General features: G+C 71.7%; 15 protein-coding genes. All 15 read left to right on the top strand.

Annotated features, from left to right (window positions below; all coding sequences use genetic code 11):
* Positions 1–216 precede the first annotated feature (216 nt).
* Positions 217–813, top strand: coding sequence for a hypothetical protein (locus tag ACZ5CW_RS22520; RefSeq protein WP_468604033.1), 597 nt, complete (start codon positions 217–219; stop codon positions 811–813).
* A gap of 300 nt (positions 814–1,113) precedes the next feature.
* The gene (rpsP, locus tag ACZ5CW_RS22515) at positions 1,114–1,533 is read left to right on the top strand and encodes a 30S ribosomal protein S16 (protein WP_030785131.1); all 420 of its coding nucleotides are present in this window, start codon (positions 1,114–1,116) and stop codon (positions 1,531–1,533) included.
* Positions 1,534–1,538: 5 nt separating this feature from the next.
* On the top strand, positions 1,539–1,778 hold the full coding sequence (locus ACZ5CW_RS22510) for an RNA-binding protein (RefSeq protein WP_003973401.1): 240 nt from the start codon (positions 1,539–1,541) through the stop codon (positions 1,776–1,778).
* Positions 1,779–1,860: 82 nt separating this feature from the next.
* Positions 1,861–2,406: a ribosome maturation factor RimM gene (rimM, locus tag ACZ5CW_RS22505; protein ID WP_468604031.1), complete on the top strand. Its 546-nt coding sequence runs from the start codon at positions 1,861–1,863 to the stop codon at positions 2,404–2,406.
* A complete protein-coding gene (gene trmD / locus ACZ5CW_RS22500) occupies positions 2,403–3,236 on the top strand; it encodes a tRNA (guanosine(37)-N1)-methyltransferase TrmD (RefSeq protein ID WP_468604029.1) in 834 nt (277 codons plus the stop codon). The genes rimM and trmD overlap by 4 nt, the downstream gene beginning before the upstream one ends.
* 135 nt (positions 3,237–3,371) lie before the next feature.
* On the top strand, positions 3,372–3,722 hold the full coding sequence (rplS, locus tag ACZ5CW_RS22495) for a 50S ribosomal protein L19 (protein WP_393745581.1): 351 nt from the start codon (positions 3,372–3,374) through the stop codon (positions 3,720–3,722).
* A 45-nt stretch (positions 3,723–3,767) separates the two neighbouring features.
* Positions 3,768–4,469: a signal peptidase I gene (gene lepB, locus ACZ5CW_RS22490; RefSeq protein ID WP_468604026.1), complete on the top strand. Its 702-nt coding sequence runs from the start codon at positions 3,768–3,770 to the stop codon at positions 4,467–4,469.
* Positions 4,462–5,553, top strand: a complete 1,092-nt coding sequence (gene lepB / locus ACZ5CW_RS22485; protein ID WP_468604024.1) for a signal peptidase I — start codon at positions 4,462–4,464, stop codon at positions 5,551–5,553. Before lepB (ACZ5CW_RS22490) ends, lepB (ACZ5CW_RS22485) begins: the two co-directional genes overlap by 8 nt.
* Complete coding sequence (gene lepB / locus ACZ5CW_RS22480; RefSeq protein ID WP_468604022.1) at positions 5,441–6,454, top strand: signal peptidase I; 1,014 nt, start codon at positions 5,441–5,443, stop codon at positions 6,452–6,454. Before lepB (ACZ5CW_RS22485) ends, lepB (ACZ5CW_RS22480) begins: the two co-directional genes overlap by 113 nt.
* A gap of 104 nt (positions 6,455–6,558) precedes the next feature.
* On the top strand, positions 6,559–7,344 hold the full coding sequence (gene lepB / locus ACZ5CW_RS22475; protein ID WP_468604020.1) for a signal peptidase I: 786 nt from the start codon (positions 6,559–6,561) through the stop codon (positions 7,342–7,344).
* Positions 7,334–7,858 carry an NUDIX hydrolase gene (locus tag ACZ5CW_RS22470; protein WP_468604018.1) on the top strand — a complete coding sequence of 175 codons (525 nt, stop codon included), beginning with the start codon at positions 7,334–7,336 and terminating at the stop codon, positions 7,856–7,858. The genes lepB (ACZ5CW_RS22475) and ACZ5CW_RS22470 overlap by 11 nt, the downstream gene beginning before the upstream one ends.
* 56 nt (positions 7,859–7,914) lie before the next feature.
* Positions 7,915–8,223 carry a DUF2469 domain-containing protein gene (locus ACZ5CW_RS22465; RefSeq protein ID WP_003965949.1) on the top strand — a complete coding sequence of 103 codons (309 nt, stop codon included), beginning with the start codon at positions 7,915–7,917 and terminating at the stop codon, positions 8,221–8,223.
* 75 nt (positions 8,224–8,298) lie between these two features.
* Positions 8,299–8,694 (top strand): YraN family protein, encoded by a 396-nt coding sequence (locus ACZ5CW_RS22460; protein ID WP_468604016.1) that lies wholly within the window; start codon positions 8,299–8,301, stop codon positions 8,692–8,694.
* A complete protein-coding gene (locus ACZ5CW_RS22455; RefSeq protein ID WP_468604014.1) occupies positions 8,695–10,320 on the top strand; it encodes a YifB family Mg chelatase-like AAA ATPase in 1,626 nt (541 codons plus the stop codon).
* Positions 10,317–11,477: a DNA-processing protein DprA gene (gene dprA / locus ACZ5CW_RS22450; RefSeq protein ID WP_468604012.1), complete on the top strand. Its 1,161-nt coding sequence runs from the start codon at positions 10,317–10,319 to the stop codon at positions 11,475–11,477. The genes ACZ5CW_RS22455 and dprA overlap by 4 nt, the downstream gene beginning before the upstream one ends.
* Positions 11,478–11,529: the final 52 nt, after the last annotated feature.

The following is an 11,529-nucleotide window of genomic DNA, read 5'->3' as shown; positions in this document are numbered from 1 at the left end:
GCGTCTTGCGCATGCGCCGACCACCGTCGCACTCGCGTGCCACCCGTCCGTCGTACTGCGGACTACGCACCAGCTTGTTACGAGCTGTGAGGCTTCTCCGCAGATCAGCGCACCCGCCCTCGTCAGGACGCATCAGCGGCAACTGACGGGTAAGTGCAAATTATTTGGGATGGCCCGGAATAGGAACACAGCGGCACCCCCGCTCGTTGTCATTACGTGAGCACGACACAGACACCACCTGTACTCGCCGCAGAGCTGGCGCAGGCGTGGGCCGACATTCAGCGGTACCACCCCGAGCTGCCGGACCTTGCCGCGCCAGAGTCCCTGATCGGAGAGTCGTCGTCCGCGTGCGGGCACGAACTCTCCTTCGAACGACTGCTCCATGAGGCAGTCCACGGCATCGCCGCCGCCCGTGGGATCCGCGACACCTCCCGGGCCGGGCGCTACCACAACCGTCGTTTCCTCGCGATCGCCGAGGAGCTGGGCCTGGACCACCCCGAGGAACCGCACCCGAGCAGCGGTTTCTCCCTGGTCACGCTCAACCCCGAGGCGAAGCGGCGCTACCGCCCGACGATCGAGCGGCTGCAACGCGCACTGAAGGCCCACACGGTGGCCACCTCGTCCGACACCTCCCGCACCTTCCGCGGCCCGGCCGCCCGGCACGGCTCCTCCGGCGGCGGTGTCCGCGTCAAGGCGGTCTGCGACTGCGGCCGTAACGTCCGGGTGGTCCCGTCGGTCCTGGCCCAGGCCCCGATCGTCTGCGGCGGCTGCGGCAAGCCGTTCAGGATCCCGGAGGTCGTGGGAGCGGCGTAACCGTGGGCCGTGCGGTACCGGCATCTCGTGGGTGCCGGGGCGCAGCCGACGGCGCCGGGCAGCGCACCCGACGTACGGTCACCTCCACGCCGGGTGCCTCCCAGGCGTGCCCGCAGCACGGCCCCCGCCCCCTGGGCCGGAACCGGTCCGCAGGGTGTGGCACAATGGCTAGCTGTACTCGACAGTCGCACAGGACCCCTCTCTCCTCCGGCTGACGCGTCCATCGGGCATTCGGGTACCGCAACCCCACGCGGCAGCTCGCCGTGCCCAACCACGTCAAAACCAGGAGAATCCACTCCCGTGGCAGTCAAGATCAAGCTGAAGCGTCTGGGCAAGATCCGTTCGCCTCACTACCGCATCGTCGTCGCCGACTCCCGTACCCGCCGTGACGGCCGGGCCATCGAGGAGATCGGCAAGTACCACCCGACCTACAACCCGTCGGTCATCGAGGTGGACGCCGAGCGCGTGGCGTACTGGCTGGGTGTCGGCGCGCAGCCGACCGAGCCCGTTCTCGCCATCCTGAAGAAGACCGGCGACTGGCAGAAGTTCAAGGGCGAGCCGGCTCCCGCGCCGCTGCTCGTGGCCGAGCCGAAGCCGGCCCGTCCGTCGTTCGAGGCTCTCGGCGGTGACGACGAGGGCAAGGGTGAGGCGATCACCCAGAAGAAGAAGGCTGAGAAGAAGGACGAGGCCGCGGCTGAGTCCGAGTCGACCGAGGCCTGAGCAGCATGCTCGAAGAGGCGCTTGAGCACCTCGTGAAGGGCATCGTCGACAACCCTGACGATGTGCAGGTCGCCTCGCGCAACCTGCGCCGTGGGCGCGTGCTGGAGGTCCGGGTCCACCCCGACGACCTCGGCAAGGTGATCGGCCGCAACGGCCGTACCGCGCGCGCTCTGCGTACCGTCGTGGGCGCCATCGGCGGCCGCGGTGTCCGCGTCGACCTCGTCGACGTGGACCACGTCCGCTGACGCTTCATCGCAACCGGCTCGGGCCGGGGAGGGCCACTGGGCCGTCCCCGGCCCGCAGTCGTATGACAGGAGATCTCTACTCGTGCAGCTGGTAGTCGCACGGATCGGCCGCGCCCACGGCATCAAGGGCGAGGTCACCGTCGAGGTACGTACCGACGAGCCCGAACTGCGGCTCGCCCCGGGCGCCGTCCTGGCCACCGACCCGGCCTCCACCGGGCCCCTCACCATCGCCACCGGCCGCGTCCACAGCGGCCGCCTCCTCCTGCGCTTCGAGGGCGTCACCGACCGCAGCGCCGCCGAGGCCCTGCGCAACACCCTGCTCATCGCCGAGATCGACCCCGAGGAACTCCCCGAGGGCGAGGACGAGTACTACGACCACCAGCTCATCGATCTCGACGTGGTCACCGAGGACGGCACGGAGATCGGCCGGATCACCGAGATCTCGCACCTGCCCTCCCAGGACCTCTTCATCGTGGAGCGCCCGGACGGCACCGAGGTGATGATCCCCTTCGTGGAGGAGATCGTCACCGAGATCGACCTGGAGGAGCAGAGGGCCGTCATCGCGCCTCCGCCGGGCCTGATCGACGACCGCGCGGAGATCGCCTCGTCGAGGGACGACAGCGCATGAGGCTCGACGTCGTCACGATCTTCCCCGAGTACCTGGAGCCGCTGAACGTCTCCCTCGTCGGCAAGGCACGCGCGCGTGGGCAGCTCGACGTCCACGTGCACGACCTGCGGGCCTGGACCTACGACCGGCACAACACGGTCGACGACACGCCCTACGGCGGCGGCCCCGGCATGGTCATGAAGACCGAGCCCTGGGGCGACGCCCTGGACACGATCCTGGCCGACGGCTACGAGACCGGCGCCGAGGCCCCCGCGCTGATCGTCCCCACCCCGAGCGGCCGCCCCTTCACCCAGGAACTGGCCGTCGAACTCTCCGAGCGGCCCTGGCTGGTCTTCACGCCGGCCCGCTACGAGGGCATCGACCGGCGCGTCATGGACGAGTACGCGACCCGCATGCCCGTCTACGAGGTCTCCATCGGCGACTACGTCCTCGCCGGCGGCGAGGCTGCCGTACTCGTCGTCACGGAGGCCGTCGCCCGGCTGCTGCCCGGCGTCCTCGGCAACGCCGAGTCCCACCGGGACGACTCCTTCGCGCCCGGCGCGATGGCCGGCCTCCTCGAAGGGCCCGTCCACACCAAGCCGCCCGTCTGGCGCGGCCGGGGCATCCCCGACGTGCTGCTCAGCGGCCACCACGGGAAGATCGCCCGCTGGCGCCGCGACGAGGCGCTCAGGCGCACCACGGCCAACCGGCCCGACCTGATCGAGCGCTGCGAGCCCAAGGCCTTCGACAAGAAGGACCGCGAGATGCTCTCCATCCTGGGCTGGGAACCGGACCCCGAGGGGGAGCCGTACGGCCGATTTTGGCGCCGGGCCGAGGGCATGGAACAATAGACCGCTGTTGTGCGTCCGTCCGGCTTGCGCCCCTGCCACAGGGGGACACGACGCCCGCCCCGACGGGCACGGCACACCTCATGTACACCTAGCTCCCGTTGATGACCTGTGGCATCAGCGAAGAAAGCAGACGAAATGTCTCACCTGCTCGACACCGTCGACTCCGCGTCGCTGCGCAGCGACATCCCGGCCTTCCGCCCGGGTGACACCGTCAACGTCCACGTCCGCGTCATCGAGGGCAACCGCTCCCGTGTGCAGCAGTTCAAGGGCGTTGTGATCCGCCGCCAGGGCTCCGGTGTCCGCGAGACCTTCACGGTCCGCAAGGTCTCGTTCTCCGTCGGCGTCGAGCGCACCTTCCCGGTGCACACCCCGATCGTCGAGAAGATCGAGCTGGTCACCCGCGGTGACGTGCGTCGCGCCAAGCTGTACTACCTCCGTGACCTGCGCGGCAAGGCCGCGAAGATCAAGGAGAAGCGCGAGAACTGAGCGCTTCCCCGGCGTCACAGCGGGGCCGGATAGCATCTGGCCCCGATGGACACCGAAGCACAGCCGACGGAACGCGACCGATCCTCCCACCCGGAGTCCCCGGGGCCGGAGGAACGGTCGCGTTTCGCGTTGGTGGCGCGGGTCGCCGCATGGGTGCCGGGCGGCCGGATCACCCTCGGCGTCTTCGTCTGCCTGGCGTTCCTGCTGCTCCTCAACACCTTCGTCGTGCAGCCGTTCCAGATCCCGAGCGGATCCATGGAGCGGGGTTTGAGGATCGGGGACCGCGTCCTCGTAAATAAGTTGGCGTACCGTTTCGGTGCCCAGCCGCGCCGCGGCGACGTGATTGTGTTCGACGGCACCGGGTATTTCGGGGACGCGGACTACGTCAAGCGCGTTGTCGGGGTGGGGGGAGACCATGTGGTCTGCTGCGACAAGGAGGAGAGGATCGAGGTGAACGGCCGGCCGGTCGACGAGACGGCGTTCCTCTATCCCGGGGACAGCGCGTCCAGCGTGCCCTTCGACGTCGTCGTGCCCCCGGGCCGCCTCTTCGTCCTCGGCGACCACCGCAGCGACTCCAGCGACTCCCGCGACCACCTCGGCTCGCCCGGCGGCGGCATGATCCCCGCGGACGACGTCATCGGCCGGGCCGACTGGATCGTGTGGCCGTACGGCCATTGGACACATCTGACGCGGCCGTCCGCCTACGCGCGCGTGCCCGCCGCTTCGACGGAGGGTGCCCATGGGTAACCGCGGCAAACCGCGCGGGGTGCCCAGCACGCCCGCCGACGAACTGCTGCCCACCGGGACCCGCCGCACGGCCGCGCCCGGCGGCGGCCGCACGCGCGCCGAGCGTCGCCAGCTGCAGCGCAAGGTCAAGCGCAAGCGCAGGCGGTCGGCCGTTCGGGAGATCCCCCTCCTGGTCGGTGTCGCCGTCCTCATAGCACTGGTCCTGAAGACCTTCCTCCTCCAGGCGTTCGTGATCCCGTCCGGCTCCATGGAGCAGACGATCCGGATCGGCGACCGCGTGCTGGTCGACAAGTTCACCCCGTGGTTCGGCTCCAAGCCGCAACGCGGGGACGTCGTCGTCTTCCACGACCCGGGCGGCTGGCTGGCGGACGAGCAGACCGCCAAGAAACACGACCCCGTCGTCGTCAAGCAGATCAAGGAAGGCCTCACCTTCATCGGCCTGCTGCCCTCCGACAACGAGAAGGACCTCATCAAACGGGTCATCGGGGTCGGCGGCGACCACGTCAAGTGCTGCGACAAGCAGGGCCGCGTCACCGTCAACGGCGTCCCGCTCACCGAAGGCGACTACCTCTATCCGGGGGACGCGCCCTCCTCCACCCCCTTCGACGTCACCGTCCCCAAGGGCCGGCTGTGGGTGATGGGCGACCACCGGGGCAACTCCGCGGACTCCCGCTTCCACCAGAACACGCCCTACGGCGGCACGGTCTCCGAGGACTCGGTGGTGGGCCGGGCCATGGTCATCGGCTGGCCGGTCGGACACTGGACGCGGCTGCAAGAACCTAAAACCTTCGCAAGCGTCGCCGACTCCGTGTCGGGGACGGCCGCCGGTACCCACCCGTCGCATAGGGTTGCCTTCGAGAACCAGAACGGAACGACCCGGCTCCCGACCCCTGCGGAACTCCCGCTCGTTATGGGAGTAGTGGGCCTGCGCCGTATCCGGAGCAGGCGGCGGCACGGAGTAAGGAGTTGGCGTGGGGGATGTGGCGGTTGGCGCACGTTCGGGACACGACGGCGAGGAGCACCGCGGGCGCCCCGTGGAAGCGAACGCCCCCGTACCGGACGGCGCCATGACCTCCGGGAGTGACCCGGCGGCCGGCGGCGACGGCACGCCGGAGGACCGGCAGCAGGCCCGCCCCCAGGACGCGGACGCGGGCGAGGGCACGCGCCGGCCGGGGAAGCAGCGCTCCTTCTGGAAGGAGCTGCCGATCCTGATCGTCATCGCACTGGTCCTGGCGCTGCTGATCAAGACGTTCCTGGTGCAGGCGTTCTCGATCCCGTCCGACTCGATGCAGAACACCCTCCAGCAGGGTGACCGCGTCCTGGTCGACAAGCTCACCCCCTGGTTCGGTTCCGAGCCCGAGCGCGGCGAGGTCGTCGTCTTCCACGACCCGGACAACTGGCTCGCCGGTGAGCCCGCACCCAACCCGAACGCCGTGCAGAAGGTGCTCAGCTGGATCGGCCTGATGCCGTCCGCCGAGGAGAAGGACCTGATCAAGCGGGTGATCGGCGTCGGCGGTGACACGGTCGAGTGCAACGGCACCGGCCCGCTGAAGGTCAACGGCAAGGCGCTGAACGAGCCGTACGTCTACCCCGGCAACACGCCGTGCACCCAGGACGACCTCGGCGGCCAGTTCAAGGTGAAGGTGCCCAAGGGCTTCCTCTGGGTGATGGGCGACCACCGCCAGAACTCCCGCGACTCCCGCTACAACCAGTCCGACAAGAACCACGGCATGGTCCCCGTCGACAAGGTCGTCGGCCGCGCCATCGTCAAGGCCTGGCCGATCACCCGCTGGGGCACCCTGCCGATCCCGGACACCTTCGACCAGCCCGGCCTGGACCAGCAGTCCTCCGCCTCCGTGTCCCTGCCGGTGGCCCCCGAGGGCGTGGCCGTCGCGGCGCTGCTGCCGGTCGCGATGCTGCGGCGCCGGCACACGGACCGGCAGGCGCCCGAGACCGGCCGGCAGATCTCCGCCGGGCAGCGCTGACCCGTCGGCCGGGCGACCCCTCCCGGCCGTGCTCCGGCGCCGCTGACCTCGGGCGCGGAACAGGGGCTGCCCCCGTTCGGTACCGCCGGGTAGGGTGCGGGTCCATGGGTGGCGAGAGCACGACGCGTACGGCCCCGCACAGCGGTGGCACAGGCACGGCACAGGCCGGCGGCAGCCGGATCGGGCAGCGGTTGTCCGGGCTTGCCGTGGCACTGGGCCTGGTGCTGTTCCTCGGCGGATTCGCCTGGGCCGCGGTGGTCTACCGGCCGTACACCGTGCCGACCAGCTCCATGACCCCGACCATCGACGCCGGCGACCGTGTGCTCGCCCAGCGGGTCGACGGTGACGAGGTCCGGCGCGGTGACGTGGTCGTCTTCGAGGACAAGACCTGGGTCAGCAACGCCAAGGTGGTCAAGCGCGTCGTCGCGGTCGGCGGCGACACCGTCTCCTGCTGCACCGACGGCAAGCTGACCGTCAACGGCAAGCAGATCGACGAGCCCTACCTGCCCAAGGGCAGCCTCGCCGAGATCAAGAACTTCCCGACCGTGACCGTCCCGAAGGGCCGGCTGTTCCTCCTCGGAGACGAACGCCAGGGCTCCTTGGACTCCACCGCCCACCTCACGGACGCGGCTCGGGGCACGGTCTCCAGCGATGCCGTCTCCGCCCGCGTGGACGCCGTCGTCTGGCCCTGGGAGGGCCCGCTCAAGCGCCCCACCGGCTTCGAGTCCCTGGGCGCCCTCTCCCGGCCCGGCCCGCTGCGCACGATCGAGCTGCTGGTCGGCGCCGGTGCCGTCCTCGTCCTCGGCGGCGGCGCGTACGGCCCGATCGCGGGGCGCCTGGGCCGCTCCCGCGCCCGTGCCGCGCGCCCGGAGGCGGCCGGTGTCCGCTGAGACCGTGCGGACGGGCGAGAACGCGTTCGAGGGCGGCCTGCGCAAGGTGGCCCGGGTGGTCCTCCTCGACCCCGAGGACCGCATCCTGCTTCTGCACGGCCATGAGCCGGACGACCCGGCCGACGACTGGTGGTTCACCCCCGGCGGAGGTCTGGAGGGAGCCGAGACGCGCGAGGAGGCCGCGCTGCGGGAACTCGCCGAGGAGACCGGCATCACGGATGTCGACCTCGGCCCGGTGCTGTGGCGGCGCCGGTGCTCCTTCCCGTTCGCGGGCCGTCGCTGGGACCAGGACGAGTGGTACTACCTGGCCCGTACGACCCAGACGGTCACCGCGGCGGCGGGGCTGACGGAGCTGGAGCGGCGCAGTGTCGCGGGAGCGCGCTGGTGGACGTGTCAGGAACTGACCCGGGCACATGAGACGGTGTATCCGACCAGACTCGCCGAGCTGCTGCAGCGGCTGCTCGACGAAGGTCCTCCGGCCAGGCCCGTGACCCTCGACACGGAAATCGTCTGAGGGACCCCGGGACTGGCGCACAATGGTGGGATCGCACGGCTGAAGGGGAACATGCCATGAGCGCCGAGGACCTCGAGAAGTACGAGACCGAGATGGAGCTGAAGCTCTACCGGGAGTACCGAGACGTCGTCGGTCTGTTCAAATACGTGATCGAGACCGAGCGGCGCTTCTATCTCACCAACGACTACGAGATGCAGGTGCACTCGGTCCAGGGCGAGGTGTTCTTCGAGGTGTCCATGGCCGACGCCTGGGTCTGGGACATGTACCGGCCGGCTCGCTTCGTCAAGCAGGTCCGCGTCCTCACGTTCAAGGACGTGAACATCGAGGAGCTGAACAAGAGCGACCTGGAGCTTCCGGGCGGCTGAGGCCGCCTCGCGGGTGACGGGGTTATCCACAACCGCCGAGTAGTCCACCAAGATCAACTTACCGCGGTGGGATGCGTGACCGTTGGCGCCGGAGGTGGTGCCGACATGAGCAAAGCACGCAGTGCACTCGGCAGGTACGGCGAGGAGCTGGCCGCGCGGCGGCTGGCCCGGGCCGGGATGGCGGTCCTGGCGCGCAACTGGCGCTGCGGACGGTCCGGCGAGATCGACATCGTGGCGCGGGACGGCGACGCGCTCGTCGTCTGCGAGGTGAAGACCCGCAGGGGCGGCGCCTACGAGCATCCGATGGCCGCGATCACCCCGCGCAAGGCCGAACGGCTGCGGGGCCTGGCCGAACGCTGGATCCACGCCCACGGGGGAGCGCCGCCGGGAGGCGTCCGCATCGATGTGATCGGGGTCCTGCTGCCCCGCCGGGGCGCCCCGTCCGTCGAGCACGCGCGGGGGGTGGCCTGAATGGGATTCGCCCGTACGTGCTCCGTCGCCCTGGTCGGCGTCGAGGGCGTGGTCGTCGAGGTCCAGGCCGACCTCGAGCCAGGCGTCGCGGCCTTCACCCTGGTCGGCCTCCCGGACAAGAGCCTGACCGAGAGCCGCGACCGGGTCCGGGCGGCCGTCGTGAACTCGGGCGGCGTGTGGCCGCAGAAGAAACTCACCGTCGGACTCAGCCCGGCGTCGGTGCCCAAGGCCGGCTCCGGCTTCGATCTGGCCGTGGCCTGCGCGGTGCTCGGTGCTGCCGAGCGGATCGATCCCCGGGTCCTCGCGGACATCGTCATGATCGGGGAGCTGGGCCTGGACGGCCGGGTGCGGCCGGTGCGGGGCATCCTGCCCGCGGTCCTCGCCGCCGCCGACGCGGGCTACGAGCAGGTGGTCGTACCGGAGTGCGCCGCCGCGGAGGCCTCGCTGGTCCCCGGCGTGTCGGTGCTCGGCGTCCGCAGCCTGCGGCAGCTCGTCGCCGTGCTGACCGAGGAACCGGTCCCCGAGGAGGAACCGGACGGGCAGGGACGCCCGGACCCCCTCCTGGCCGGTCTGCGGGTGCCCGGCACGGGCGCCGCCACCGGCATGCACAGCCTCGGCGCCGCACAGCACGACCACGATCACGACCTGGCGGACGTCGTCGGCCAGGCCTCGGCCCGCACGGCGGCGGAGGTGGCCGCCGCCGGCGGACACCATCTGTTCCTGGAGGGGCCGCCCGGCGCGGGCAAGACCATGCTCGCCGAACGCCTGCCCGCCGTGCTTCCCCGGCTCACCAGGGAGGAGTCGCTGGAGGTCACGGCGGTGCACTCGGTGGCCGGACTGCTGCCGCCGGGCAAGCCGCTCATCGACGTCGCGCCCTACTGCGCCCCGCACCACTCGGCGACGATGCAGTCACTCGTCGGCGGCGGCCCCGGCATCGCCCGCCCCGGGGCCGTCTCCCTCGCCCATCGGGGCGTGCTGTTCCTGGACGAGGCGCCCGAGTTCCACAGCCAGACCCTGGACGCCCTGCGGCAGCCGCTGGAATCGGGGCACGTCGTGATCGCACGCAGCGCGGGCGTGGTCCGGTTCCCGGCGCGGTTCCTGATGGTGCTGGCGGCCAACCCCTGCCCGTGCGGGCGCTTCTCGCTGCGCGACTCCTTGTGCGAGTGTCCTCCCTCGGCGATCCGCCGCTACCAGTCCCGGCTGTCCGGCCCGCTGCTGGACCGGGTCGACCTGCGGGTGGAAGTCGATCCCGTCAGCCGGGCCCAGCTCACCGAGCCCGGCGCCCGCGGCGAGTCCACCGCGATCGTGGCCGGCCGGGTGAGGCAGGCCCGGCAACGGGCGGCCGCCCGCCTCGCCGGCACCCCGTGGCGCACCAACAGCGAAGTGCCGGGCCGGGAACTGCGCGGCCGGTACCACGCCGTCGCCGGCGCGATGGACGAGGCCGAGCGCGGCCTCGAGCGGGGTGTGCTCACGGCCCGCGGGATCGACCGGGTGCTGCGCGTCGCCTGGACGGTCGCCGACCTGGTCGGGCACGACCGCCCCGACGCGACCGACGTCGCCCTGGCCCTGCAGTTGCGCACCGGCGTGCCCCGTGGCGTTCCGATGGCCATCGGGGCGCCGACGTGAGCGGGGACGAGGACCCCGACGGCGAACTGCTCGGCCGGGTCTTTCTCTCCCGGGTCATCGAGCCGGGGGACGAGGCCGGCGGGCGGTGGGTACGGGCGTTCGGGGCGCGGGAGGTGATGGGGCGGCTGTGCGACAGCGGCGAGCCGTTGCCCGGGGTGAGCGCGGTGCGGTGGGCGGGGCTGGTCGCACGGGCCGAGCGGGCGGAGCCGGAGCGGGACCTCGCGGTGGCCGAGGCCGCCGGGGCGCGGTTCGTGTGCCCTGGGGACGCCGAGTGGCCCGGGCAGCTCGACGACCTCGGGGACGCGCGGCCCCTCGGGCTGTGGGTGCGAGGGCGGCCCAGCCTGCGGATGTGGGCGCTGCGGTCCGTCGCCGTGGTGGGCGCCCGCGCCTGCACCGCGTACGGCACCCATGTGGCGGCCACCCTCGCCGCGGGCCTCGCCGAGCGGGGATGGGTGGTGGTGTCCGGCGGCGCCTACGGCATCGACGGCGCCGCCCATCGAGGCGCCCTCGCCGCCCGCGGAGCCACCGTCGCCGTCCTCGCCTGCGGCGTCGACCGGCCCTACCCGCGCGGCCATGCCGCGCTGATCGGCAGGATCGCGGAACAGGGACTGGTCGTGGGCGAGCTGCCGCCGGGCGATCACCCGACGCCGAGCCGGTTCATCCTCCGCAACCGCGTCATCGCCGCGCTGACCCGGGGCACCGTCGTCGTGGAGGCCGCCTGCCGCAGCGGCTCGCTGGCCACCGCGCGGGCCGCGCAGCGTCTCGGACGGTTCACCATGGGCGTGCCCGGCCCGGTCACCAGCGCCCTCTCCGCCGGCGTGCACGAGCTGCTGCGCGGGGAGGCCGCCCTGGTCACCGATGCCGCGGAGGTCGTCGAACTCGTGGGCGACATGGGTGAACTGGCCCCGCCCCGCCGGGGCCCCGTCCTCCCACGGGACCTGCTGGAACCGGCCGCCCGGACCGTCCTCGCCGCCCTGCCCGGCGGCCGCGCGGCCCCCGCCGAGGAGATCGCGCTCGGCGCGCGGACCACGCCGGACGCGGCGATCGCCCGACTGTACGAACTCCGAGCACTTGGATACGTCGAACGACATGGCGATGGCTGGAAGTTGACACGCCAGGCGATGACCTCGCTGCGGGACGGTCACCGCTCATGCTGACCGAGCGTGTTCGGCCGTCCGGGCGAACCCCCGACGCCCTTGAGGTTTCCCG

The organism is Streptomyces sp. NPDC031379 (assembly GCF_055569615.1).
This window is presented reverse-complemented; position numbering and strand designations above follow the sequence as displayed.